This window comes from Mesorhizobium sp. M0296 (genome assembly GCF_040321675.1).
In the GTDB taxonomy this organism is placed as follows: domain Bacteria; phylum Pseudomonadota; class Alphaproteobacteria; order Rhizobiales; family Rhizobiaceae; genus Mesorhizobium.
In genome coordinates this window covers 16,586-41,794 of record NZ_JAMYRZ010000036.1, presented here as the reverse complement: position 1 = coordinate 41,794, position 25,209 = coordinate 16,586, and the positions used below count along the sequence as shown (strand labels likewise).

Here is a 25,209-nt window from a genome sequence, read left to right as displayed (position 1 = left end):
AAAATCCTGATCTCTTGTATAAGCTCAGCTTATGCGAAGCTTGCGCCATCTGCTGCCGTCGGCCGGCAGCCTGATCGTTTTCGAGGCCGCCGGGCGACTGTCGAGCTTTACCGCCGCCGGGCGCGAGCTCGGCATGACGCAGGCTGCCGTCTCCTATGCGATCCGTGGGCTCGAAGAGCAGCTCGGCGCGAAACTCTTCCAGCGCCGCCACCGGCAAGTCAGCCTGACCGAGGCCGGCGACCGCTTCCATGCCGACGTCTCGCTCGGCCTGTCGCACATTCGCAAGTCGGCGGAGGATCTGCGCCAGATCGCCGTCGGCGCGCACGTGACGCTCGCCGCCTCGACCGCCTTCGCCTCGTTCTGGATGATGCCGCGCCTGCAGCAGTTTCGCGACGAATTGCCGGGCATCGACCTGCGCATCCAGACCGCCGACCGCGATCTCGACATCATCGCCGAAGACATCCCGCTCGGCGTCCGCGGCGGCGAGCCCAGGGAATGGACGGATTATCATTCGCTGCCGCTGGCCGATGAGGTGATATTCCCCGTTGCCGGCGTTAGTTACGTTGCACGGTTCGGGCTGCCGGAGCGTGTCGCGGACCTTCAATCGCACCGCCTTATCCATCTTGAAGAGCCGTTTCGCGAGGCCGCGAGCTGGGACGAATGGTTCGCCTCGGCCGGTGTCGACATCGCCGATGCCGGACGCGGCTTGCGCATCAACGACTATGCGCTGGTGATCCAGGCAGTCATGGAAGGGCAAGGCATCGCGCTCGGCTGGGGTCACCTCGCCGAGCGGCTGCTGGCATCAGGGCTGCTGGTGCGCGTCACCGGCCACACGATGACGACCGGCAAGGGCTTTCATGTCATCTGGTCGAAGAACCGCGAGCTCAGCGACAACGCCCGCAAGGTGCGGGACTGGCTGGCGGCGCAGGCGTGAGGCCGATAAATGCCCGGTCAAACGGTCACGACGATCTTGCCGAATTGCTCGTTCGATTCGAGATAGTGGTGCGCCTCGACGATCTGGTCGAACGGAAAGGTTCTGGCGATTGCCGGCTTCAGCGAACCCGAGCTCAGTCCGTCAAGGATGAACGCCTTGGCGGCCTGCAGCCGGACCGGATCGCGCACGATCTCATGGACGAGATAACCGCGCAGCGTCAGTGTCTTTGCCAGCACTGCAGGTAGTGGAAAGGGTGTCGGGTCGAGGCTCAAGCCGCCATATTCGATGAGAATGCCACCCGGTGCCATCGCTGCCGTCAGAGGCTTGAAAATCGGGCCGCCGACGGCATCGAACACCACGCGCACGCCGTCCGGGCCGGCGATTCGCTTCAGCCTGGCTTCCAGGTCCTCCTCTGCCGAGGCGATGACGTGGGCCGCGCCGAACTCAAGCAAAGCCCGCTTCTTGGCAGATGTCCGTGTGACCGCGATCGGCATCGCGCCAATCATGTTGGCGATCTGGATCGCGGCAAGTCCGACGCTGCTCGAGGCCGCGGTAATGACAACAAAGTCCTCGCTTTGGAGGTTGGCAATGTCGATCAGCGCGCCGTAGGCGGTGAGATATTGCATCCACGCTGCGGCGGCTTCTTCCCAACTCAGCGATGGTGGATGCTTGACGACGAGCTCGGCGGGATATGTGGCAATCTCACCATAGGCAGGCCAGCGGGCCATCGACAATGGCGGCACGATGCTGACGGCATCGCCAGGCGCAAACCCGTCCACGCCTTCGCCGACCATCTCGACGATACCCGCCGCCTCGAGCCCAAGACCGGAAGGCAACGGCGCGGTCTGGATGTAGGTCCCCGAACGCAGCAGCGCCTCGGCGCGGTTTATACCCAACGCCTTGACGCGGATCTGAATCTCACCGCTCGCGGGCGCAGGCGTGTCAACATTCTCGATGCGCAGGACCTCGGGACCACCGAGCTCATGAAAGCGAACGACACGTGCCATCGGTCACAACTCCAAAATATTTGAACTGAATCAGCTATGCCAGCGCTCATCAGGCGGATAAATAGCCGCTTGAGTAGATCAGCAGAAACTGCAGGTTTTGAATATGGATCGCCTTACGAGCATGGCCGTGTTCGTCAAAGCCGTCGACCTGGGCTCGTTCGCAGCCGCGGCGGCGGCTCTCGATCTGTCCGGGCCGATGGTCGGCAAGCATGTCCGGTTTCTCGAGGAGCGCCTGAGCGTGCGCCTCATCAACCGGACCACGCGCCGCCAAAGCCTGACCGATTTCGGGCGCGCCTACTATGAACGCTGCCGGTTGGTGCTTGCCGAAGCGGAGGCCGCGGATGCACTCGCCGCCGACCAGCTTGCCGAACCGCGCGGAAAGCTGCGTGTCCTCATGTCGGTGCATTTCGGCCGGCGCTGCGTTGCCCCGATCCTGTTCGGGCTTGCGCAGCAATATCCGGCGCTGGAACTTGACCTATCGTTCAGCGATGCCATCGCCGATCTGGCAGAGGACGGCTGCGATCTTGCCATTAGAACGGGCGACCTGGAGGACCAGGCCGGGGTAATGGCGCGTCGCATCGCGCGTCAGCACATGGTCGTCTGCGCGTCGCCGTCCTATCTCGACCGGCACGGCGAGCCACATGAAATAGATGACCTCGGCAGCCATCACGCGATCATCTACCGCCGTTCCGGGCGTGCCGTTCAGCCGTGGCTGTTTCCGCGCAACGGCCAGCCCGCGGCGGAGGTCAGGCCCGTCAGCAGATTACGGCTCGACGATCTCGATGCCATCGCCGATGCCGCGGCCGCCGGCATGGGGCTCGCCTGGCTGCCATACTGGATGGTTCGCGAGCGCATCCAGGTGGGCGCGCTTGTCCTGCTATTGCCGGAACAATCCCGGTTTCTCTACGACGTTCATGCCCTGTGGTTGCAGACGCGTCATCTGCCGATGAAAGTCCGCCTTGCCGCCGATGCACTGTCGGCAGCGCTGCCCAAGCTCATGACTTGAAGTGCACGGCCGCGGTCGGCTGCGTGGATTTCCTCGAGAACGACTCGACGCAAGCGCAAGCCGTTCGAGGCGAGGCTTCGTCGATCGGCTCGGCAGCGCCGCTGTCGATCCGCTCGCGCCTCGCATTGGGCGACAGTGCCCCCGAGATCCGCATCGAGGGTGTCCGCGATCAAGCCTGCGGCGGCACCTGCGGCGCAGTGGTAGAAACACGAAACTATATGGTCAGGTTTCGAATATACAGGAGATAAAATAGAAAAACTGTTAGCAATATCGAAATAACCGTCCAAATAGTAAACCAAATTATTCTCGCAATACGACTCTTTCGACGCTGTATCCATCGAGCGAAATTTACCATCAAGTAATCTAGGATGACGTCCAAATGTCGCCTCCAACGGCCATTCGCTTCGGATTTTGGCCTTCGTCCGACTAATTCTAATAAGTCAATTGGGGGCCAAGCCCACTCACTTCAACAATATTCCTATCTCTATATCGTGGCGGGACAGCACCCGGACAGCACCCCCCTCTGGCGGAGCAACGGAGCAGTCTCACTGCCTTGCAACGGTCAACGCTATTCTCCCTCTCCCGCATCGACCACGAATCCGCCTATAGTGCCCCATGCCCATCCGCCAGCTTTCCGAAACGATGATCAACCAGATCGCCGCCGGCGAAGTCATCGAGCGTCCGGCAAGCGTGGTCAAGGAACTGGTCGAGAACGCGCTGGATGCAGGCGCTGCCAGAGTCGAGATCGTCACCGCCGGCGGCGGGCTGAACCTGATCCGCGTCAGCGACGACGGCTCGGGCATTCCGGAAAAGGAACTGGCGCTGGCGATTGCGCGCCATTGCACCTCCAAGCTCGCCGACGACATTCACGACATCCGCTCGCTCGGCTTCCGCGGCGAGGCCTTGCCGTCGATCGGCTCGGTGGCGCGGCTGTCGATCCGCTCGCGCACCGCGTCCAGTGAAAACGCCGCCGAGATCGGCATCGACGGCGGCCGCGTCTCCGCGGTCAGGCCGGCGGCGGCCAATCGCGGCACCACGGTCGAGGTGCGCGACCTGTTCTTCGCCACGCCCGCAAGGCTCAAATTCATGAAGGGCGAGCGCGCCGAAAGCTCGGCCATCGGCGACGTGGTCAAGCGCATCGCCATCGCCTTCCCCGCCGTGCGCTTCACCTTGGCCGGCCCGGACCGCTCGACGCTGGAACTGCCGGCGACCGACGACAGCCCGGAAGGCCGGCTGCGCCGGGTGGCGCAGGTGATGGGCGCCGACTTTCCCGACAATGCGATCGCCATCGACGCGATGCGGGACGGCGTGCATCTCGCCGGCCATGTCTCGGTCCCCTCCTTCACCCGCGCCAACGCGCTGCAGCAATACGCTTATGTCAATGGCCGCCCGGTGCGTGACAAACTGATCGCCGGCGCCATTCGCGGCGCCTTCGCTGACGTGCTGCCGCGCGACCGCCATGCCGTCACCGTGCTGTTCCTGACGCTCGATCCGGTGATCGTCGATGTCAATGTCCATCCGGCCAAGGCAGACGTGCGCTTCCGCGACCCGGGGCTGGTGCGCGGGCTGATCGTCGGCGCTATCCACGAAGCGCTGGCCAATGCCGGCATCCGCGCCGCCACCACCGGGGCCGCCGGCATGATGGCGGCGTTCCGGCCAGGCGCCGCATCCTATGCGCATGGTGGCCCGGCCAACGGTCACCGCAGCTACGAGGCCGCCTATCGGGCATCGGGCTTTTCCGGGTTCGATCCTGCCCGTTCGCCGCAGCGGCCGCTCGACATGGGCGACGGCTTCGGCGAGGACGAGCAGGCGGCCTTCGACGCCGGGCCGCTGCACAGCGCCGATGCGCGCGCCGGGCAAAACGAAGCGGCGGAAACGCTGCTCGGCACGGCGCTGGGCGCGGCGCGCGCGCAAGTGCACGAGAATTATATCGTCGCCCAGACCAGGGATTCGCTTGTCATCGTCGACCAGCATGCGGCGCATGAGCGGCTGGTCTACGAGGCCTTGAAGAACGCCCTCCACTCACGCGCGGTGCCGTCGCAGATGCTGCTGTTGCCCGAGATTGTCGATCTGCCGGAAGAGGATGCCGAGCGGCTTGCCAGGCATTCCGAGACGCTGGCCCGCTTCGGCCTCGGCATCGAGCGCTTCGGCCCCGGCGCCGTCGCGGTGCGCGAGACGCCGTCGATGCTCGGCGAGACCAACGTCCAGCAGCTGGTGCGCGATCTCGCCGACGAGATCGCCGACAACGATACGGTCGACACGCTGAAGGAGCGGCTGGACAAAATAGCCGCGACCATGGCCTGCCACAGCTCGGTGCGCTCCGGGCGGCTGCTCAAGCCGGAAGAGATGAACGCGCTGCTGCGCCAGATGGAGGCGACGCCGGGCTCCGGCACCTGCAACCATGGCCGCCCGACCTATATCGAGCTCAAGCTGGCGGATATTGAGCGGTTGTTCGGGCGGCGATAAGAAACTCGCAGGGCGCAGCCCCCACCCGGACCGTCGGTCCGACCTCCCCACAAGGGGGAGGTAGGGAGCCTATCCGCCGACGCCTCGCGAGGAGCTTACCCTCGCCCTTGTGGGGAGGGTCGCTGCGAAGCAGCGGGGTGGGGGTACGAAAAGAGCCGCTGTACAGCGGCTCTTTTCGAGTCAGGCACAGCCCCAAACCCTTTGCTCATCTCTTCAAATTCACCACAATGACGCCGCCCAGCGCCAGCGCGCCGCCGAAGATGCCGAGCAGCGTCGGCACCTCGCCCAGCCAGAAGAAGCCGATCAGCGTCGCCATCGGCGACACCAGATAGAGGAAGTTCGAGGCACGCGCCGCGGGCAGCCGGGAAAGCGCTGTTGCCCATGCGGCATAGGCGATCAGGCTGGGCACGATGCCGAGAAAGATGACGGCGCCGAGCCCGGCCGCATCGGCGACCGCCGCCTGCGCCAGACCGCTCGGCAGGAACGGCGACAGGCAGAGCGCGCCAAGCACCATGTTCGAGGCCGAGATCGTCAGCGGGTGATGGCGGGCAAACAGCGGCTTCTGGACGATGGTGTTGACGGCCGAGCACAGCGCCGAGCCGAGGACAAGCAGCGCACCATTGTTGAAATGCAGCCCTTGCCCCTCGCCCATGGCGATGATGCCGATACCGGCGAAGGACAGGAATGTGCCGGCCCAGGCCAGGCCCGAGAAGCGTTCGCCGAGCAGCGCCATGGCCATGATGGCGGTGAAGATCGGGCTGACATTGATGATGAAGCCGGCCGCACCGGCCGAAACGGTCAGCTCGCCGAAATTGAGCATCACCGTGTAGAGTGCGACGAAGACGGCACCACCGAAGACAAAGCGCCAGAATTCATCGAGCCTGGGCAATGCCGGCCGCTTGACCGCGAGGAAGATCGCCGCCGGAACCGCGGCGATGGCAAAGCGCAGCGCGCCAAGTTCCAGCGGCCCGAAAGCGGCAAGGCCGGCGCGGATCGCCGGAAAGGCGGAGGCCCAGCCGACCACCGTCAGCGCCACCGCGATGGCCGCCGTGGCATCCATGCGCTGTGTCGTATTCAACGTGCCGGTGTAAGCGCTCATCTGGGTGTCCTCGCGATCCATGCCATGAAGTAGAGAAACGCTATTGCGGGTCGGTTGACAAACGAACAAATCAAGGATCACCTGTGACTATGGATCACAGCTTAGACCCGATGCTGCCGCTCGAAACGCTGCGCGCCTTCGACGCCGCGGCTCGGACCGGCAGCTTTTCGGCGGCGGCCGAGAAGCTCAACATCACCCACGGCGCCGTCAGCCGGCAGATCGCCAAGCTCGAGGGCTGGCTTGGGCTGAAAGTCTTCGATCGCGGCGCCCGCGGCGTCTCGCTGACCGTCGAGGGCAATCGCCTGCATCTGCGCACCACCGAAGCCTTTGCCCTGATCGCCAGCAATTCGGACCGTTGGGTCGAGCCGCGCGGCACGGCGGTGGTGCGGCTGACCTCGATCCCCTCGGTCAGCGGGCTGTGGCTGATGCCGCGCATGGCGGCGCTGGAGAACCACCCGTCCAAGCTGCGTATAGTGCTCGACGTTGACATCCGCCAAGGCGATCTTGCCGACGAGGGCATCGACCTGTCGATCCGCTGCGGGCGCGGCCGCATTCCGGGCCGGATCTCGGTGCAGCTTTTCGAAGAATATGTGTTCCCGGTCGCCTCGCCGGAATTGGCCAAGGAGATCGGCCGCGGAGATCCTGCCCGGCTGCTCAAATTTCCGGTGATCAACGATTCCGACGCTTCGGCCTGGCGCGCCTGGTTTGCGGCGCAGGAGATGGACTATCGGCCGCGGCCGCACGACCGCCGTTTCGAGGACTACAACCTCGTGCTCGACGCCGCCGCGCACGGGCTCGGTATTGCGCTGGCACGTCCGCCGTTGACGGTGGACCAATTGAAATCGGGCCGCATCGTCGCCGTAGACGAGCGCAGTGCGCTAAGCCCGATATCCTACTGGCTCGACCGGCCGCTGGAGCGCCCGCGCGCCGCCGCCGCCGAACTCGCCCGGCGCATCGCCGTCCAGGCCGGGCTGGCAGCGGAGAAGATCGAGCAGTTTATCACGGCCGAGGAATGAGATGCCGGCATCCGCTTTGCCGGCTTGACCTCGCCGCAATTTGTGGCGATGACATCGTCATGAATTTCGGCACCACCCCATGATGAACCGTTTCGAAGGACCCGGCGGCAAGGAAGCCCGCATCCGCTATCTCGACGGCGACTTCCAGGTGACCAGCCCCGGCGCCTTCGTGCGCTGCGCGGTGACCGGCGAGAGCATCCCGCTCGACGAGCTCAAATACTGGAGTGTCGCCAGGCAGGAACCCTATGTGAACGCCGCTGCCTCGCTGCGCCGCGAGATCGAAGCGCATCCGGAACTGCGCCGCCGACGCTAGTCCAGCGCAAATGGAAGCCGCCCCGTTGCGATCCTTCGCGCGCCGCCTCCTGCCGCGACGTCAAGCCGGCGACACCGAAACCTTAGAGGTTATCTTGAAATAAAAAACCCGCCTCGGGGCTCGAGGGCGGGTCTCGGTGAATCATCACCATAGCCGAATTAGTAGCATAGCTGCCGGCACAAAGCAAGAACAAAAGTAAGCGTCCGGCCTGAGGCGTCGCGCGAGTTGTGCTTGTCGACAATCTGTTGTGATCTTAGGGTGAGAAAGCACGGCCTAACCACGACGACGAAGGTGTTCAAGGGATGCGCGAAGTCGCCTGTGCCATCCTGGTCCGCGATGGCACCTTGTTGCTTGGGCGGAGGTCTCCGCATCGTCGGTCCTATGCAAGCTGCTGGGATGTGATTGGGGGACATCTTGAGGGCGCGGAAAGGCCAGAGGATGCGCTCGTTCGGGAAGTGCGAGAGGAAGTTGGCGTAACGCCGACGGGCTTCATACCAATCGGAGGGTTCGTCGAGTCTTCACCCGAAGTTGGACCCGGCCGGCTTCATTTCTTTGTTATCACGGAGTGGGCCGGCGGCGATCCGGAGATGCGGGGTGATGAGCATACCGAGCTCCGTTGGTTCGATGTTGAGACGGCCTGCGCTTTGCCTGACCTCGCTTTGCCGCAATACCGTTCGATCTTCAGGTCACTGGAAGGCATCGTGACCGCATGCACCGGATAGTAGATGACATCGGGGAGATGACGTCGCCGGATCAGCGCCACAGCAGCAGATCTTCGATCAGGTTGATCGAAACAAAATATGCCGCGACCAGCGGAAAGCTGCAAATTCCAGTCCTACATCGCCTCGGTGCTCAAGCTGCTGGTCAGCCCCTCAGCCTGCGCTGCCGCCAGGCATCCAGCGTCTCGTCGATGATGCGTTGCGGCACATGGTCGAGCTCGAAGACGGTGTCGATCTTCAGCACATCGAGCCCGTCGAGGAATTCCGGCGGTGCTGCGCCGTGACGCAGGCGGGCAGCGTCCTTCGCGGTGGTAATGAGGCCAAGCCCGGCTTTACGTGCTGTCGCCGCCAATTCGGCAAGCTCGTCCGCAGTGTAGAAATGATGGTCAGGAAATGGTCGGGTCAGCGCAAGCTCGCCCCCGGCCTCGCTTACGGTGTCGAAAAACTTATCGGGATGACCGATGCCGGCGAACGCCAGGAACCGCCTGCCGGCCAGCGTCATCTTGCTGCTCGGCGCGGTATGCGCCTCGAAGATCGGCCTGCCGGCGCGCGCTGCCTGCCGCACGACCGTATCGGCCGCGGTGCCCTCGCCCATCTTCAGCAACGCGCTGGTGAAGACCAGCTGGTCGACGATGTTCGCCCGCAGCGGTCCGCCGGGGATGACGCGGCCATTGCCGATGCCATGGCGCGCGTCGACGACGACCAGCGCATAGTCGATGTGGATGCGCGCGCTCTGAAAACCGTCATCCATGATCAGGAAATCGCAGCCGAGCTTGTCCAGCAGAAGCCTGGCGCCGGCGGCCCGGTTCGGCGTCACCGCGACCGGCGCATGTTCGGCCAGAAGCAGCGGCTCGTCGCCGACATGCTTGGCGGCGTCATGGTGGGGATCGACGATATGCGGCTGCGCGAAGGAGCCGCCATGGCCGCGCGACAGGAAACCCGGATTGAGCTGCATGCGCCTGGCCTGCTCGGCCAGCGCGATCGCCACCGGCGTCTTGCCGGTGCCGCCGACGGTGAAGTTGCCGACGCAGAGCACCGGCGCCTCGACCTTTTCGCGCGGCGCGTGCCGCATGCGGCGACCGGCGACAAGCGCATAGATGGCGGAAAGCGGCGACAGCGCCGTGACCCGCCAGTCCGGCTCTTCCCACCAGAAGGGTGGCGCTTCCGAGGTCACGTCAGCGCCCGTTCGCGCCCTTCAGGCGCGACTTGACGACCAGCGGCTGGATATAGGGCTCGAGCGACCTGAGCGTATGCGCCAGCGCACCGCGCATCTCGTCGACCGTCGCCGCACCCGCCGCCATCATCTCATGGCGGGCCGCCTCGTTGGTCAAAAGGAAATTAACGGCGCCGGCCAGCATATCGCGGTCGCGCACCAGCTTGGCGCCGCCGCTATCGAGCAGGCGCTGATAGGCCTCGCGAAAATTCTGGACGTTGCGGCCGGCAAGCACCGCTGTCTCCAGCATGGCTGGTTCCAGCGGGTTCTGGCCGCCCTCGGAAGTCAGCGAACGGCCGACAAAGGCAATTTCCGTCAGCCTCAGATAAAGCCCCATCTCGCCGATCGTGTCGCCGAGCAGAATATCGGTGTCGGCGGTGATCCTGTCGCCCTTGCTGCGCTGCGCCAGCTTCAGGCCCATGCCGGAAATCTGGGCGGCCAGCTGCCCGGCGCGATCGGGATGGCGCGGCACGATGATCGTCAAAAGCCCGTGGTGGCGCTTGTGCAGCATGGCGTGAACTTCGGCGGCGACCGCCTCTTCGCCGTCATGGGTCGAGATCGCCGCCCAGGTCGGGCGACCGCCGATCTGGCGTTTCAGCGCCGCCAACGCCCGTTCGTCGGCCGGCGGCGGCGCGGTGTCGACCTTGAGATTGCCGGATACAGTGACCGGCCGGGCGCCGAGCGACAGGAAGCGCTCGCCATCGAGATCCGACTGGGCGACGACATGGGCAAGATTTTCGAACAATGCTTCGGCAATGTTGGCGCGCTTCTTCCAGGACTTGAAGGAGCGGTCGGACAGCCTGCCGTTGACCAGAACCTGCGGCACGCGGCGGGCGCCGAGTTCCAGGATGGTCATCGGCCAGATCTCCGATTCGGCGATGATCGCCAGGTCCGGCTGCCAATGGTCGAGGAAGCGGCTGACCGCCGGCTTGAGGTCGAGCGGCACATATTGGTGGATGATGCGGTCGCCCAGCCGTTCTTCGGCGACCTGCGCCGAGGTGACCGTGCCCGTGGTCAGCACGATGTTGACGCCGTAATCGAGAATGCTCTCGACCAGCGGCACGACGGCGATGGTCTCGCCGACGCTGGCTGCATGGATCCAGATCACCGGGCCTTCGGGACGCTCGCGTCCGGCGACGCCGTAGCGTTCACGCCGGCGAATGCGGTCCTCCTTGCCTCTGGAAGTGCGCCAGGCGACGTAAGGTCCGACCAGCGGGTAAGCGGCGGCCCCGGCGAAGCGGTAGGCCGTCAGGAAGGCGCGGGCCCAGCGCATACTCATTTCGAACCGTCCACAAGGCGATAGGCCTCGGCGGTCGCGGCATTGAGCGAGGCCGTGACCTCCTGGCGCTTGCGTTCCATTTCCGCGGCGTCGGCGTTGGCCGGCACGAAGACAGGCGTGCCGACGACAATCGAGGAGCGGCCGAAGGGCAAGTTGATCGTCGTCTTGTCCCAGCTGCCCTCGATCACCTTGCGGCGGCTGGTGGCTATCGCGGCAGGCAGGATCGGCCGGCCGGACAGCCGCGCCAGAAGGACGACGCCGAGCCCCGCATCGCGCGGCGTGCCGTGGGGAATATCAGCAATCATGGCGACATTCTTGCCGGTGGCGAGCGACTTTTTGAGGGCGATGAGCGCCTTGGCCCCGCCCTTGTCGAGATGCCTTGCGCTTTCGCGCCCGCCAGAGCCGCGCACCGCCTCGATGCCGAATTTCTCGACCATCAGCGCGTTGAGCTCGGCATCGGCGCTGCGCGATACCATGGCAACCAGCGGCCGTCCCTTGGGATAGTAGGCCGGGGTCAGCAGGTGCTGGCCGTGCCAGAGCGCGATTATGCCAGGCTCGAGCTGCGCATAGGCACCGCCGGAAAACTTGGCCGATCCGTCAACCATGCGGTTGGTCAAGCGGACAAGGCGGACGAAATACGCAAACAGCGCGGCAAGCGCATTCTTGACGAATCGCGACTGCGCCAGCGGTTCGCGGATCTTGCGCCAGAACGTCTTCGGCTTGCGACGTCTGACCGCCGACCGCGGGGCTGATCGCTTGACCGCTTCATGGTTCATCGATGTCAACCGACAGCCTTGTTTTCGGGGTCGAGCAGGCGGTGCAGGTGAACGACGAAATAGCGCATATGGGCATTGTCGACGCTAGCTTGCGCCTTGGCCTTCCAGACGGCGTGCGCCGATTGATAGTCCGGATAGATGCCGACAATATCGAGCGCGTCGAGATCGCGGAATTCGGTGCCGCCCAGCTTCTTGAGTTCGCCGCCGAACACCAGGTGCAAAAGCTGTTTCTTTCCGTCTTCAGCGGCCATGTCGATCCTTCACATATCGTGAGTTTGGGACAGGTCTAGACCAAAGCCGCCGACTTTGGAACTATTGATAGTGGTCAATTGTCCAGCCCGGCGATGACGCCGGCGAGCACGGCGAGGAGTTCGCCGCTGCCGGCGGCGAGCGGTCCGTGACGGATCACTTCGCCGGCATAGAGCGGCGCGCGGCCATGCCGATCGAGCAAGGCGCCGCCTGCCTCGCGCAGGATGAGATCGGCCGCGGCGATGTCCCAGTCATGCGCGTTGGCCTTGACGAAGGTGGCATCGAGCTGGCCGCCGGCGATCATCGCCAGCCGGTAGGCGAGCGAAGGAATATAGAGCACGCGCTTCAGCCGTTTGTGCCATTTCGCCGGCATCAGGTCGATCATCGCCTTCGGTCCGGCGATTTCGGCCGTTTCCGACGGCGGACGCACGCTGATGCGCCTGCCATTCAGGAACGCGCCCTCGCCGGGCAGCGCCCAATAGATTTCGCCCTTCGCCGGGCAGTCGAGCACGCCGGCAAGCGTTCGGCCGTTCTCGACCACAGCGACGCTGACGCACCATGTGGGCAGCCCTTCGAGGAAGCCGCGCGTGCCGTCGATCGGATCGACGACAAAGGTGCGGCGCGCGACGAGCCTTACCGGGTCGTCGACGGTTTCCTCCGACAGCCAGCCATAATCCGGCCGGGCCGCCAGCAAGGTCTCGCGCAGATATTTGTCGGCGGCGTGATCGGCTTCGCTGACCGGCGAGGTGCCGCCCTTCATCCACACCTGCGGATTGTTGTTGAAGTACTGCATGGCGATGAGCCCCGCCTCGCGGGCGGCATCGCGCAACAGCTGCAGGTCTTCAGTAGCGCCGGCCGAGACGGCCGGGTCAAGCTCCGGCAAGGGTCATTCCTTCGATCAAAAGCGTGGGCGCGGCAGTGCCGAAATTGCGGTCGAGATCGCTCGCCGGAACCATGTTGAGGAACATCGTCTTCAGATTGGAGGCGATGGTCACCTCGGCGACGGGATAGGCCAGCTCGCCATTTTCGATCCAGAAGCCGGAAGCGCCGCGGCTATATTCGCCCGTCACCATGTCGACGCCCTGGCCGAACACTTCGGTGACGTAGAAGCCGGTCTTGAGCGACTTGATCAGCTCTTCCGGCGTATTTTCCCCGGGCTCGATGGCGAGATTGGTCGACGACGGCGAGACCGACGAGCCGCTGCGCGAGCCGCGCCCATTGGTGACGAGGCCGAGTTCCCGAGCCGCCGAAGTCGACAGGAACCAGTGGTTGAGCACGCCCTTGTCGACCATGAACAGTTTTTCGCCCTCGACGCCTTCGCCGTCGAACGGGCGCGAGGCCTGTCCACGGCGCCGGAGCGGCTCGTCGGTGACGGTGATTGCGGCCGAAGCCACCTTCTTGCCCATCATGTCGCGGAGAAAGCTGGTCTTGCGCGCGACCGCGGCGCCATTGATGGCACCGGCAAGGTGGCCGGCAATGCCGCGCGCCACACGCGGATCGAACACCACGTCGACCGGCCCGGTCGCCGCCTTGCGCGCGCCAATGCGGCGTACAGCGCGCTCACCGGCCTTGCGGCCTATGTCTTCCGGCGCGTCGAGATCGGAAAAATGCTGGCGCGAGGAGAATTCGTAGTCGCGCTCCATGCCGGTGCCCTCGCCGGCGATCACGCTGGTCGAGCGTGAAAAACGCGAGGCGAGGTAATGGCCGACGAAGCCGTGCGAGGTGGCGAGCACCAGGCCGCCGAGCCCGGCACTGGCGCCACTGCCGGCCGAATTGGTGACGCCCTTGACGGCAAGCGCCGCCGCTTCGGCGGCAAGCGCTGCTTCCTTCAATTGATCGGCCGACACCTCGGTGGCGTCGAACAGATCGAGGTCGCGCGGCGTCTTGACCAGCAAGGCCGGGTCAGCGAGGCCTTGATAGGGATCTTCGGGCGACACCTTGGCCATGGCGACGGCACGCTCGGCCAGCATATTGGGGTCGGATGCCGCCGTTGCCGAAACGCTCGCCACGCGTTTGCCGACGAAGACGCGCAGCGAGACGTCCTCGCTCTCGGACGCCTCTGTGCCTTCGACCTTGCCAAGCCGCACCGACACGCCGGTCGAGCGGCCGCGTACCGCAACGGCATCGGCGGCATCGGCGCCGGCCCGTTTGGCAGCCTCGACCAGGGCCGCGACGCGATCGGTCAGTTTCGCTGCGTCGAGCGTATCGGTCATGCGCATGATCCTGTTATTTTCGGCCCGCAATAGGGCAGCCGCTGCTGCACCATCTATTGTCCCGATGCGCCTTCTGCAATGGGAGAAGCGGACAAACCGGGTGCATCAAGCGCCCAAACAGGACCGCAGCCCGCAGGCGGATGAACGGCGAGCGAGATCGACAATCCCTCAGGAAGCGGCCACCGGCGTCCAGATCACGTCGTCGATCCTGAGCGCGCCGGTGGCGAGCATCACCAGCCGGTCGAAGCCGAGCGCGGCGCCGCTCGCCTGCGGCATGATGGCGAGCGCGGCGAGGAAGTCCTCGTCGATCGGGTAGCGTTCACCATAGACGCGCTGCTTCTCATCCATTTCGGCGGCAAAGCGCAGGCGCTGCTCGGCCGGATCGGTCAATTCGCCAAAGGCGTTGGCGAGTTCGACGCCGCAGCAATAGAGCTCGAAGCGCTCGGCGGTGCGCGGATCGTCGGCGCTCGGCCGGGCCAATGCCGCCTCCGAGATCGGATATCCGAAAAGAATGGTGTTGCGCCCCTGCCCCAGCGCCGGCTCGATTTTTTCGACCATCACCCGGCTGAACAGGTCGGCCCAATTGTCGTCGGGCGCGGTCCGCAATCCGGCCTGGACCAGGGCGGCATGCAACTCCGCGCGGTCGGTGCTGCCATCGGCTGCGACCGTCGCCAGCAGATCGATGCCGGCATGGCGCATGAAAGCTTCGGCGACGCTCAACCGTTCCGGCTCGGCGAACGGATCGGCTTCACGGCCGCGGAAGCTAAAACGCTTCGCTCCGGCCCGTTCGGCCGCCAGCGCTACGAGCTCGGCGCAATCGCGCATCAGGCTCTCATAGGTCTCGCCGACGCGGTACCATTCGAGCATGGTGAACTCAGGATGGTGCAAGGGGCCGCGCTCGCGGTTGCGCCAGACAGCCCCGAGGCTGAAGATGCGCTCCTCGCCGGCGGCAAGCAGCTTCTTGCAGGCGAATTCCGGCGACGTGTGGAGGTAGAGCGGCTGGCGCTGCCCGTCCGGCCCGATCGCCTCGGTGGCAAAGGCCGACAGGTGCGCTTCATTGCCGGGCGAGACCTGCAAGGCCGATGTCTCCACCTCGACGAAGTCGCGGCGGGCGAACCAGTCGCGCATCCCGGCGGCAATGGCATTGCGCAGGATCAGCCGCGGCCGGCGGTCGGCGTGGACATGCGGCGTCCACCACGGCGAGGCGGCGGTCATCGGCTTCAGGGGAATTGCACAGAGGGCTGGCGATTGCGGCCAAGATGCGCTAGGCCGCACGCAACGGCCTCTCCAGCCGATTTGCGCCAACAAATTTTATCAGGATGGAAACCCGTGAAGGTCATCGCCAGCTCCTTACGCAAAGGCAACGTCGTCGAAAAGGACGGCAAGCTTTATGTGATCCTCTTTGCCGAAAACATTCATCCTGGCAAGGGTACGCCGGTCACCCAGCTCGACATGCGGCGTATCTCCGACGGGGTAAAGGTTTCCGAGCGTTACCGCACCACCGAGCAGGTCGAGCGCGCCTATGTCGAGGAGCGCGAGCACACGTTCCTCTACCGTGACGGCGAAGGCTTTCACTTCATGAACCCGGAGACTTACGACCAGGTCGCGGTGCCGGAAAGCGTGGTCGGCGACATGGCGCCTTATCTGGTGGAAGGCATGCCGGTGCAGATCTCGCAATACAACAGCATCGCCATCTCGCTGGTACTGCCGCAGCGCGCCACTTTCGAGGTGGTCGAGACCGAGCCGGTGACCAAGGGCCAGACGGCGTCCTCGTCCTACAAGCCGGCAACGCTGTCTAACGGCGTGCGTACCCTGGTGCCGCCACACATCAGCGCCGGCACCCGCGTGGTGGTGATGACGGCCGATGGCGCCTATGTCGAGCGCGCGAAGGATTGAGGCGCGAAGCCTGACACGCCTCGCCGAAAGCGTCGCGGCGGCCGGTCATCGTCTACCGCTTTGTGCCAGGGGCTTTCGAGCATTGGGACGCTGCACGCAGACTGAAGCGTCAACGCCCCTGCCGGTTCTTTCCTATTGTACGACGTCAGCGGGCAATCTCTGAGCCTCGAGCAACGCCGACCGTCCCTTTCGCCAAGTGCCAGGTGGAATGCCGACGAACTTTTTGAAGGCGCGATTGAAGGCGGCTTCCGACTCGTAGCCGACCTCGGCACCCGCTTGCGCGATGCTCATTTCGGGCCGTTCGAGCAGACGTCCCGCCAGTTGCAGACGCCAGCGAGCAAGATAGTGCATCGGCGAGACCTCGACATAGTGGGTAAAGCGGCTCGCAAACGCCGTGCGCGAGAGCCCCACTTCGCGGGCGAGCCGGTCCAATGTCCATTCCTCCCTTGGGCGAGCGTGGATGAGCCGAAGCGCCTCGCCGACATGTGGATCCCGTAGGCCTGACAGCCAGCCGCGCGAATCGTCGGGGAGGGTCTCGAGATGGCGGCGGATGATCTCGACAAACATCAGCTCGCTCAGCTTGGCGAGTATCGTTTCACAGCCCGCCCGCCCACTGCCACCTTCGGCCAGCGCCAGCCGAAAAAGGTCGATAACCCAACTGCTTCCATCGGCGGGCTTGCGGGCACACAGGATGGCCGGCAATGCGGCCAGGAGAGGATTGAAGGGACGTGCATCGCAGCCAAGATACCCGCAAATGAACCGGGTCCGCTCGTCTCCGCCGCCACCATGGATCACCGCGAACGGCAGGCTCTCGTCTATCGGCCGATAATACATCGCCATATTGGGTTCGCCCCGCGCCCCCGGCGAGGAGCTCAACACGTTCGGAACACCACCGGGGAAGACAACGACATCACCGGCGTTGACGAGCACCGGCGGCACCGAATCGTCTCCCAGCGCGGCCCAGCACGAGCCCGACATCACGGCATGAAAGGAAATGATGTGCTCTGCCTCCGGCATGACGGCGGCGGCAATGTCGGCCGTGCCCGGCGACTCGCCAACCCAGGGAGAGCTGGCGTCGACGTCGAAATAGATCGCACCGGTGAGGCGAACGGCTCGGAGCACATCGGAAAGGACATCCATGCACTACACCTCCGGAAACGATCGGCTACTCCCTTTGACAACGAGTTTTTCCGCCAGGCATCTCGAACTATCCGGCAATATGGCCGCCCGGGCAACTATCCATCCGGTCTAATCCTACTCTGAACGATCGGGCAACAGAAATGGACGATGTGACATTTGCGGGAACAGCGGACGGGATTAGCGTTTCATCGACCGGCCGACAGGTCCAATAACAGGGAGGAATGTCATGAACGATGAAGACATCACCAAATTCGCAGCAAGCCTGCGAGGCGAAGTCATCCGCGCCGGCGACGCCCGCTATGACGAGGCCCGCAAGCTCTACAACGGCATGATCGACAAGCGGCCGCTGATCATCGCCCGCTGTGTCGACGTCGCCGACGTAATCACAGCGGTGAATTTCGGCCGCGACAACAATTTGCTGGTTGCGGTACGTGGCGGCGGCCATAACGGACCAGGATTGGGGAGCTGCGACGACGGTCTGGTGATCGACCTGTCGGCGATGAACGGCGTGCGCGTCGATCCGGATGCCCGCACGGCGCGGGTAGGCCCGGGCTGTACTCAGGGCGACCTCGATCATGCCACCCATGCCTTTGGCCTGGCCGTACCGGCGGGCATCATCTCAACCACCGGGGTCGCCGGACTGACGCTGAGCGGCGGCCATGGCTATCTGACGCGCAAATATGGCCTGACCATCGATAATCTGATCGAGGCCGATGTCGTGCTTGCCGATGGAAGCTTCGTCACCGCCAGCAAGGAGCGGAACCCCAACCTGTTCTGGGCGCTTCGCGGCGGCGGCGGCAATTTCGGCATCGTCACCAGCTTTGTGTTCAAGCTCCACCAGGTCAGCATGGTCTTTGCGGGGCCGATCGCATGGGATCAGCGCCACGCCCGCACCATCATGCAGCATTATCGCGAGTTCCTGCCAAACGCGCCCGAAGAACTCGGGATCTTTCTCGGGCTCAAGACCGTCCTCTCGAGCGCACCCTTCCCGGAAGAGTTTTGGGGAAAGCGGATGTGTCTGCTGATGTGCTGCTACAACGGCCCGGAGGAAAAGGGCAGAGAGGCGCTGGCCCCGCTGCTCGATGCGCTGCCCGCGCCCTGGTTCAACTGGATGGGAACGATGCCCTATCCCGCGGTGCAGAGCATGTTCGATGGGCTCTACCCGAAGGGAATGCAGTGGTACTGGCGGGGCGATTTCGTCAAGACGCTGTCCGACGAGGCGATCGACGCCCATCTCAAGCAGGCGGCGAAGACGCCGAGCGAGCTATCGCTCATGCACCTCTACCCGATCGATGGTGCGGTCCATCGCGTCGGCAAAGACGAGACACCCTGGAATTACCGTGATGCGACCTGGTCGATGGTCATCGCCGGGATCGATCCGGACCCACAGAAAGCGGGGCCGGTGACGCGCTGGACCAAGGCCTACTGGGAGGCCGTGCATCCGTTCGATCTGGGTGGCGCCTACCTGAACTTCATGATGGATGACGAGGGCGATGCAAGGCTCAAGGCGGCTTATGGCGACAACTATGAGCGCCTGGCTACGCTGAAGAAGAAATACGACCCAAACAACCTCTTCCGGGTGAACCAAAACATTCGACCGGCTGCTTGACGGCGGCCCTCGTCAGGCCGGCAAGCGTACCGGCCGGCCCAGCTAAGGCTCGGCCGGTACGATAGCTTGCCGGTCAGGACGCTCGCTGGCCGGCAAGCGGGATACTCGGCCGCGCTCGCCGACCGTGTTCCATGAGCGATGTCCGGCATGCGTCAAAAGCGGTCTGCCCGCACCCTTAGGGTGACCCGCAGCCCGCTTCAACCGGCAAGTCCGGGAGTAGGCCTCGCGGTCAACGCGTTATGCCTCAACGACTGTTTCTCGCCAGGCCGATCGCGCCAGCAGCCACCGATAGTTTACGCCTCGATGTGGACGTCCGACCTCACGACGACACCCTCCAGTGCTCATCGAGAACCGGTATTCCCTCCAGAATTAGATAAATTAGCAGTTTCTTAAGTGCCTTTGGAACTTTGTAGCTTGCGTTCCATTTTCAACCGCATGCGAGAGTCTGTGGTCCACGACCCTGGAATGACGGTGAACAGGTCACCGCCTCGCTACTCGCTGGTCCTGCCCATATACAATGAAGAACAGGTGCTGCCTCGGCTGATCGAGCGGATCAGTTGCCTGATCGGCCGGTTGGACGGAGAAACGGAGGCCATCTTCGTCGATGACGGAAGCCTCGATGGAAGTGTCGAATACCTGAGAAAGGTGGTTGCCGCCGAGCCGCGCTTTCGGCTGATCGAATTTTCCCGCAATTTCGGCCACCAGATGGCCATTACCGCCGGTATGGATGCCGCTGCGGGCGATGCCGTCATCGTCATGGATGCCGACTTGCAGGACCCGCCGGAGGTCGTTCTCGATCTGGTGGCAAAGTGGAAGGAAGGCTTCGAGATCGTCTATGCCCGCCGAGTCAAGCGCGACGGCGAATCCTGGTTCAAGCGCTTTACGGCAAGTCTTTTCTATCGCCTGCTGGAGAAAATGACGTCGGTCGATATTCCGCGCGACGTCGGCGACTTTCGCCTGGTCGGCCGCAAGGCGCTGGAAACCTTCAAGCATATGCCCGAACATGACCGCTTCGTCAGGGGCATGTTCGGTTGGATGGGCTTCAAGCAGACGGCAGTGCCATTTGAGCGCCACGCGCGAACCCTGGGCCAGACCAAATACCCATTCTGGAAGATGATGCACCTTGCGGTTCACGGCATCGTCAGTTTCTCCGAGAAGCCGTTGCGCCTGGCGCTCTGGGGCGGATTGGCCATTTCCGCGCTTGCGGTGGTCTTTGGTGCCTACGCCATGTTTGCCTGGTTTTTTGAAGCCGGCATCATTGCCGGGTGGACATCCACGGTGGTGATCGTGTCGCTCCTGTGCGGCATTAATCTCTTCATGACCGGCGTGGTCGGGCTCTACGTTGGCAGCATCCACGCCGAGGTGAAACGCCGCCCGCTGTACGTGATCGATCGGCTCACCGGTTTCGACGAGGCGATGCGTGCCGTCTCTGGTGAGCGCGGCCGATCGTTTCACAAGCCCAGGAGTGGAGTCCCCGCCAATGGGCGAACTCTTCGACAACTATAATTCCAACTACGGCGAGGCGGTCGAAGGGTCCATCCGGTTTTCCGGACTCAGGCACGACTTCTTCCTTGTCGCCAAGGCGGACCTGCTGCGGCGACTGGTGGTCGAGCGAAAGCTTCGGCAGGGTGGGTCGGCTGTAAGGGCGCTGGATGTCGGCTGCGGCGTCGGTTCGCTCCACCGCTATCTCGACGGCGCTTTCGACAGCCTCGATGGCTGCGACGTCTCGCAAGACTCGATTTTGCGCGCCAGCCAACACAATCCGCGTGTGGCCTACAGGACCTGCAGCACGCAGGGGCTGCCTTATGAGGACGGCACGTTCGACCTGGCTTTCGCCAGTTGTGTCGTCCATCACGTTCCGCCCTCCTCCTGGCTCGATTTCTTGCTGGAAATGCGGCGCGTCGTGCGGCCAGGCGGCATCGCCTGCATCATCGAGCACAATCCCTATAATCCGATGACGCGTCTTGCGGTGTTCCGGTGTCCGTTCGATCACGACGCAGTCCTGCTCAACGCCGCCAAAGCAAGGTCCCTTTTTCAGGAAACAGGCTTCAGGGACATCCGCTCCGAGCATTTTCTGCTGCTGCCCTCGGCAAGGCCCTTGGCCAAAAAGGTCGAGCGCCTGCTTTCTGCCCTGCCGCTTGGAGCCCAGTACGTGTGCAGCGCTTATGTCTGAGCGCCGTTCGACCGGCGACGCCGGGCTGAGGCTGCTGGCGCGCTTCGGGTCGGTCGGCATCGCTGCAACGATCCTATATGCAGTGATGGCCACCGCTTTGGTCGAATGGCAACGGTTCGGCCTCTCGCCGGTCGGTGCCTCGCTCGCAGCTTATACCGCTGCCGCCCTGTTTTCTTATCTCGCGCATAAGTTCGTGACCTTCGCGTCGAGCGGATCGCATCGATCGGAGGCTCCGCGTTTTCTCTTGCTGACGGCAACCGGCTTCGCGGTGGCTTACGCGGCGCCGGCGCTTTTGACGGCGAAACTCAGTCTGCCGCCGATCATTGCCATCCTGGTTACATGCTTGCTTGTTCCAGCGGTCAATCTCCTCATGCTCGACCGCTGGGTTTTTGCGCAGCGAAGACGCGGCCAGCAGCGCGATCGCCCGCCCTAATCCGCGTCAATGGGATCGAGCCGGAGCGACAACAATTTGATGGAGCGCTTATAGATGTTGCTGGCGGCAGGAGTTTGCGGAATGCCGTCGAGGTAGTCGAAGGCGATGTCGAGTGTCTTGGCCTCGGCGAGAGCCGCCGGTGGGATGACGAACGAGACGGTGCGTGACTCTTTGCCGGACAGCGTCACCGCATGCACCCGAACGCCGTTCACTGAGATCACAACCCTTTGCGTGATCTGTGGCGGACGAATGACGGCGGCCATTTGCAGCGTGGCAGTCAGGCCGTCGCGAAGCGGCGGTATGTCCAGGCGAAGCCGCGAGGTCTCGCCCAGCGAATGGGTGCCGTCGGCTACCGGCCCCGACCAGCCACAGACCATCATGCCGGTTGCCTTTTTGGCTCCGTCGGACCGGAACGACACCGTCTGGCCAAGTGTGTAGCTGCCGACCGCATCGCGATTGAGGCAGGTCGTCGTCCGGTCGATGTAATAGGCGCGATAGTCGGCATTGACGTCTGGATTGAGAGCAAGCGCAAGGATGATGATTTCCGCCCCGGCCAGAACCGCCGCCAGCGTGTAGCCGCCAAGCGAGGCCGCGCGCCGATGCGGGCCCGGAGTGCTAGACCAGGGCAAGATAGCCCCCGATCCACGCGACGGTCATGAAATAGCAGGCGCCCAGGAAGAGACCCAGAGCCGCAAGAAAAGTCAGCTTCGACGCCGACAACAACGTGGTCAGCAACATTGTCAGAGGCGCAAGCCCAACGACGTATCTGACCATCGAGGCCAGGTTCGTGATCAGCGGCGAGATGATGCAGCAGGCGCAGAACAGCGCGGCGCCATATTGCCTGCGAACCGCCAGAACCGCCGATAATGCCAGTCCTATGAGTGCGGCGAGCGCGCTCCATTGCGGCGCCGTAGGCAGCCATCCAGTCGTCGGAACGGCCGAGAGTCCATCCCATATGAAGGCGAGCGGATTGCCCGCCACCCGTCCAAACGCGCGCTGGACGTGCAGGAAGGCAAAGCCGTCCCCGACCGTCAGATAGAGGAACAGGATGTAGGCGAACAAGCCGGCAGGCGAGATGAGAATTGCAACGAGCAGATCCGGTCGGCCAAGCACCCAACGTGGGAACGAAAGCGCCGATCCGCCCTTTGCGCGGTAATCCCTGAACATCTGAATGACGGTCGCAAATACAACAAGCACTCCGACGAGCCTGGTTGCCGACAGCAGAGCCGATGACAGCCCCGCGGTCAGATAGCTGGAGCGTTTGAGTGCCAGAAAAACGCACGACGTCAGGAGCACGAAAAGAGGTTCGGTCAGGAAGGTCGTGAAGTGAAAGGAGAACGGGCCGCTGAGCAGAAAGGCGCAATACAGCACATAAGCGCGCATGTTCTTCTCGAGCAACGGCCACGCCACCAGACAGGCCGCGTAGCTGCACGCAATCGATGCGATCGACGCGAGCAGTATCGTCGGCAAAGGGAAAACAGACCGGATTGCCGCCACCAGCATCGGATAGAGCGGGAAGAAGCCCCACCGTCCGACATTGCTCTGGCCTGGAATGGGAAAGCGCTCATAGCCATGTTCGGAAATGCCGACATACCACGCGCAATCCCAGCGGCAGAGCGCCTGGGCATAGGCCGCGAAGCCGGGTTCTGCCGAAACCGAAGCAAATGCGGCATAGCGGATGGCCAGTCCACTGACGGCGAACAGCAACGGCACCGCCACGACGGCGACCGCAATATAGCGACCGCCGGGACGCGCGACAGCTTCGAGCGCCAAAATCTGCCTCCACCCGTTCAAGTGGCTGGCGCCACTCAAAGCTAGATGACGCGCGCCCTGGCGAATTCAAGGCATGCAACGCGGCTCAAAAATTGGCGATACCGCCTATCCGGCGTCCCCCCAGACCAGCATCTCGCCGCATCACACGTTGAAATGGGTTCAGTCGACGCTTTTAACCCGTCGCGTAGGTATTTGTGCAGTCAAGCTGTTGGACACGATAGTTCGAATCCCGATACCGCGCTGGTGTACTCGGCCCTTGAGAATCCTTCAGCCTTCGGCAACATGGCGGCAAGGCTGAGAGCATGAGGATGAGCAAGGTCATTTCCGCCGCATCACGGCGTTCGCCGCGCAAGACACCGATGGCGCTGACCGAGGCGCTGGTCGCCCGCACCTTGCGTGCGGTCGAGGATGCCGGGCCGACGCCGGGCATGGTCTACATGACCGATGCCGATTACGCGCGCATTCGCGACGAGGTGCTGGCCGGCGCGCCGGGCGGGCCGGTGAAGCTGTTCGCCTATGGCTCGCTGCTGTGGAAGCCGGCCGACGAGGTCAGGGGTGGCGAACGGGCCGTGGCGACGGGCTGGCACCGTTCGTTCTGTTTTACGGTGCAGCGCTTCAGGGGCACCGTCGAGCAGCCCGGCCTGATGATGGCGCTCGACCGCGGCGGCCAATGTCAGGGCATGGTGTTCGAGGTCGCCGAGCCAGTGGGGGCCAATCTCGAAACGCTGCTGCGCCGTGAGATGACCATCCTGCCGGCCGTCAACGTGCCGCGCTGGCTGCAGGTCAGGACGGGCGACGGCACGGGCCAAGCGCTTGGTTTCATTGTCGATCCCGCCAATCCGCGCTATGCCGGCAAGCTCGAAAAGCGAGCGATAGCGGCGACCCTGGCCACGGCCGTCGGCCATTGGGGTTCGGGCGCCGAATATCTGTTCGAGACCATTCGCCATCTCGACGCCTGCGGCATCCGCGACCGCAATCTCTGGCAGTTGCAGGAACTTGTGGCCGAGGAGATCGGTCGGGCGCTGCGATCGGGCTTAATTCGTCCCTGAGCCAGACCAGCATCTCGTCGGGCTCCCAGGCGAAATCGATGTTGTGCAGGTCGACGAGATGTCCCTCGCGCTCGCCGATGGCAGTATCGAGCATCGTGTGTCCTCCCTTCGGTTCGTTATCCCGGCGTATTCACCCATGCGCCGACAAAGGGCGGCAGCATGATGCACGTCTGCTGCTCGACAGCCTCGTTGCGCAGCCGCTCGGCGAGGGTATCGACTTCCACCTCGGCGGCGGTTGCGGTACCGACTGCCTCGGCCATCGGCAACAGGCTGCGCAACGTGCCGGCAATGTAGTCGTAGATCGGCGAGTCGGGTCCGCTGCCGGCGAGGCCGGCGGAGTTCATCCGCGGCGCCGGCAGCCCTGCGCCGGCGAACACCATGGGCAGCCTGCCACCCATGTCGACCTCGAAACCCGCGCGCTCGATCGTGTCGATGATCCAGCCGCGGCATTTGCCGAACAGCGGCGCCTCTGGAAAACTGCGGGTGAGCGGCATCGCCATTTCCTGGACGGCGACGATGCCGCCAGGCCGCAGGAAACCGGCAAGCCTGCGCAGGGTTGCGGCCGGTCGGGCAGATACATCAGGACAAGCCTGCCGATCACCGCATCGAAGCTCCCGTCGGGCGAGAATGTATCAAGCTCGGCCGTCGTGAAACGTGTCCAGTAACACTGGCCGGATTCAGTGGCGCGCCGTTCGGCAATGTCCACAGCCTCTGCCGAGCGATCGACACCAAGCACCCTTCCCGCCGGTCCGACCAGCCTTCCGGCCAGCAAGGAGACGTCGCCTACGCCGCAGCCAATGTCGAGCACGCGCATGCCGGGTCCTATGCCCGCACTGCGCAGGACAT

25 protein-coding genes and 1 pseudogene are annotated in these 25,209 nt (G+C 64.0%); 12 read left to right on the top strand and 14 right to left on the bottom strand.

Annotated elements, in window-relative coordinates; genetic code table 11:
- The first annotated feature begins 31 nt into the window (after positions 1–31).
- Positions 32–934: a LysR substrate-binding domain-containing protein gene (locus NKI97_RS27280; protein ID WP_352616948.1), complete on the top strand. Its 903-nt coding sequence runs from the start codon at positions 32–34 to the stop codon at positions 932–934.
- A 17-nt stretch (positions 935–951) separates the two neighbouring features.
- Here NKI97_RS27280 and NKI97_RS27275 read toward each other — a convergent pair whose 3' ends face one another.
- Entirely contained in the window at positions 952–1,941 is a 990-nt protein-coding gene (locus tag NKI97_RS27275; RefSeq protein WP_352837668.1) for a zinc-dependent alcohol dehydrogenase family protein, read from the bottom strand.
- 103 nt (positions 1,942–2,044) lie between these two features.
- On the opposite strand from NKI97_RS27275, the gene NKI97_RS27270 reads away from it, so the two are divergent.
- Both NKI97_RS27270 and mutL read left to right on the top strand, forming a co-directional pair.
- Complete coding sequence (locus NKI97_RS27270) at positions 2,045–2,947, top strand: LysR family transcriptional regulator (RefSeq protein WP_352837666.1); 903 nt, start codon at positions 2,045–2,047, stop codon at positions 2,945–2,947.
- A 615-nt stretch (positions 2,948–3,562) separates the two neighbouring features.
- Positions 3,563–5,413, top strand: coding sequence for a DNA mismatch repair endonuclease MutL (mutL, locus tag NKI97_RS27265; protein WP_352837664.1), 1,851 nt, complete (start codon positions 3,563–3,565; stop codon positions 5,411–5,413).
- 205 nt (positions 5,414–5,618) lie between these two features.
- Here the strand turns inward: mutL and NKI97_RS27260 are convergent, their stop codons facing one another.
- Positions 5,619–6,512 carry a DMT family transporter gene (locus NKI97_RS27260; protein WP_352749479.1) on the bottom strand — a complete coding sequence of 298 codons (894 nt, stop codon included), beginning with the start codon at positions 6,510–6,512 and terminating at the stop codon, positions 5,619–5,621.
- 89 nt (positions 6,513–6,601) lie between these two features.
- Between NKI97_RS27260 and NKI97_RS27255 the strand changes: the two genes are divergently transcribed.
- From NKI97_RS27255 to NKI97_RS27245, 3 genes are all read left to right on the top strand, one after another.
- Positions 6,602–7,528, top strand: coding sequence for a LysR family transcriptional regulator (locus NKI97_RS27255; RefSeq protein ID WP_352749476.1), 927 nt, complete (start codon positions 6,602–6,604; stop codon positions 7,526–7,528).
- 79 nt (positions 7,529–7,607) lie between these two features.
- Positions 7,608–7,841, top strand: coding sequence for a DUF2093 domain-containing protein (locus tag NKI97_RS27250; protein ID WP_031211156.1), 234 nt, complete (start codon positions 7,608–7,610; stop codon positions 7,839–7,841).
- Positions 7,842–8,143: 302 nt separating this feature from the next.
- Entirely contained in the window at positions 8,144–8,563 is a 420-nt protein-coding gene (locus NKI97_RS27245; RefSeq protein WP_352749473.1) for an NUDIX domain-containing protein, read from the top strand.
- 142 nt (positions 8,564–8,705) lie between these two features.
- Here NKI97_RS27245 and lpxK read toward each other — a convergent pair whose 3' ends face one another.
- The 7 genes from lpxK to epmA all read right to left on the bottom strand — a co-directional run bounded on the left by lpxK (position 8,706) and on the right by epmA (position 15,505).
- Complete coding sequence (gene lpxK, locus NKI97_RS27240; protein ID WP_352452289.1) at positions 8,706–9,734, bottom strand: tetraacyldisaccharide 4'-kinase; 1,029 nt, start codon at positions 9,732–9,734, stop codon at positions 8,706–8,708.
- A gap of 1 nt (position 9,735) precedes the next feature.
- Positions 9,736–11,052, bottom strand: coding sequence for a lipid IV(A) 3-deoxy-D-manno-octulosonic acid transferase (waaA, locus tag NKI97_RS27235; RefSeq protein WP_254817457.1), 1,317 nt, complete (start codon positions 11,050–11,052; stop codon positions 9,736–9,738).
- Positions 11,049–11,828, bottom strand: coding sequence for a lysophospholipid acyltransferase family protein (locus NKI97_RS27230; RefSeq protein WP_023717166.1), 780 nt, complete (start codon positions 11,826–11,828; stop codon positions 11,049–11,051). The genes waaA and NKI97_RS27230 overlap by 4 nt, the downstream gene beginning before the upstream one ends.
- Before the next feature lie 5 nt (positions 11,829–11,833).
- The gene (locus NKI97_RS27225; RefSeq protein WP_023674378.1) at positions 11,834–12,079 is read right to left on the bottom strand and encodes a DUF4170 domain-containing protein; all 246 of its coding nucleotides are present in this window, start codon (positions 12,077–12,079) and stop codon (positions 11,834–11,836) included.
- A gap of 74 nt (positions 12,080–12,153) precedes the next feature.
- Entirely contained in the window at positions 12,154–12,960 is an 807-nt protein-coding gene (locus NKI97_RS27220; protein ID WP_352569792.1) for a 3'(2'),5'-bisphosphate nucleotidase CysQ, read from the bottom strand.
- Positions 12,947–14,290, bottom strand: a complete 1,344-nt coding sequence (locus tag NKI97_RS27215; protein ID WP_352747000.1) for a TldD/PmbA family protein — start codon at positions 14,288–14,290, stop codon at positions 12,947–12,949. Before NKI97_RS27215 ends, NKI97_RS27220 begins: the two co-directional genes overlap by 14 nt.
- A gap of 168 nt (positions 14,291–14,458) precedes the next feature.
- On the bottom strand, positions 14,459–15,505 hold the full coding sequence (epmA, locus tag NKI97_RS27210; RefSeq protein ID WP_352452292.1) for an EF-P lysine aminoacylase EpmA: 1,047 nt from the start codon (positions 15,503–15,505) through the stop codon (positions 14,459–14,461).
- Between the two features lie 114 nt (positions 15,506–15,619).
- On the opposite strand from epmA, the gene efp reads away from it, so the two are divergent.
- A complete protein-coding gene (efp, locus tag NKI97_RS27205) occupies positions 15,620–16,186 on the top strand; it encodes an elongation factor P (RefSeq protein ID WP_352457103.1) in 567 nt (188 codons plus the stop codon).
- A gap of 132 nt (positions 16,187–16,318) precedes the next feature.
- Here efp and NKI97_RS27200 read toward each other — a convergent pair whose 3' ends face one another.
- Positions 16,319–17,326, bottom strand: coding sequence for an AraC family transcriptional regulator (locus tag NKI97_RS27200; protein ID WP_352746995.1), 1,008 nt, complete (start codon positions 17,324–17,326; stop codon positions 16,319–16,321).
- Positions 17,327–17,552: 226 nt separating this feature from the next.
- Between NKI97_RS27200 and NKI97_RS27195 the strand changes: the two genes are divergently transcribed.
- The 4 genes from NKI97_RS27195 (at position 17,553) to NKI97_RS27180 (ending at position 21,541) form a co-directional block, all read left to right on the top strand.
- On the top strand, positions 17,553–18,935 hold the full coding sequence (locus NKI97_RS27195; protein ID WP_352452295.1) for an FAD-binding oxidoreductase: 1,383 nt from the start codon (positions 17,553–17,555) through the stop codon (positions 18,933–18,935).
- A gap of 465 nt (positions 18,936–19,400) precedes the next feature.
- A complete protein-coding gene (locus NKI97_RS27190) occupies positions 19,401–20,441 on the top strand; it encodes a glycosyltransferase family 2 protein (protein ID WP_352452316.1) in 1,041 nt (346 codons plus the stop codon).
- Positions 20,416–21,108: a class I SAM-dependent methyltransferase gene (locus NKI97_RS27185; RefSeq protein ID WP_352746992.1), complete on the top strand. Its 693-nt coding sequence runs from the start codon at positions 20,416–20,418 to the stop codon at positions 21,106–21,108. Before NKI97_RS27190 ends, NKI97_RS27185 begins: the two co-directional genes overlap by 26 nt.
- On the top strand, positions 21,101–21,541 hold the full coding sequence (locus NKI97_RS27180) for a GtrA family protein (RefSeq protein WP_352707211.1): 441 nt from the start codon (positions 21,101–21,103) through the stop codon (positions 21,539–21,541). The genes NKI97_RS27185 and NKI97_RS27180 overlap by 8 nt, the downstream gene beginning before the upstream one ends.
- Here NKI97_RS27180 and NKI97_RS27175 read toward each other — a convergent pair.
- Both NKI97_RS27175 and NKI97_RS27170 read right to left on the bottom strand, forming a co-directional pair.
- Complete coding sequence (locus NKI97_RS27175) at positions 21,538–22,170, bottom strand: hypothetical protein (RefSeq protein WP_352837661.1); 633 nt, start codon at positions 22,168–22,170, stop codon at positions 21,538–21,540. The genes NKI97_RS27180 and NKI97_RS27175 overlap by 4 nt on opposite strands.
- On the bottom strand, positions 22,157–23,314 hold the full coding sequence (locus NKI97_RS27170; RefSeq protein ID WP_352749453.1) for a putative hexosyltransferase: 1,158 nt from the start codon (positions 23,312–23,314) through the stop codon (positions 22,157–22,159). The genes NKI97_RS27175 and NKI97_RS27170 overlap by 14 nt, the downstream gene beginning before the upstream one ends.
- Before the next feature lie 308 nt (positions 23,315–23,622).
- Here NKI97_RS27170 and NKI97_RS27165 point away from each other — a divergent pair, with 308 nt between their 5' ends.
- A complete protein-coding gene (locus NKI97_RS27165) occupies positions 23,623–24,363 on the top strand; it encodes a gamma-glutamylcyclotransferase (RefSeq protein WP_352837659.1) in 741 nt (246 codons plus the stop codon).
- A 116-nt stretch (positions 24,364–24,479) separates the two neighbouring features.
- On the opposite strand, the gene NKI97_RS27160 is transcribed toward NKI97_RS27165, so the two are convergent.
- Positions 24,480–24,857, bottom strand: coding sequence for a hypothetical protein (locus tag NKI97_RS27160; protein WP_352837688.1), 378 nt, complete (start codon positions 24,855–24,857; stop codon positions 24,480–24,482).
- A gap of 122 nt (positions 24,858–24,979) precedes the next feature.
- Positions 24,980–25,177: pseudogene (locus NKI97_RS27155) on the bottom strand (methyltransferase domain-containing protein); the annotation flags it as partial.
- Positions 25,178–25,209 lie beyond the last annotated feature (32 nt).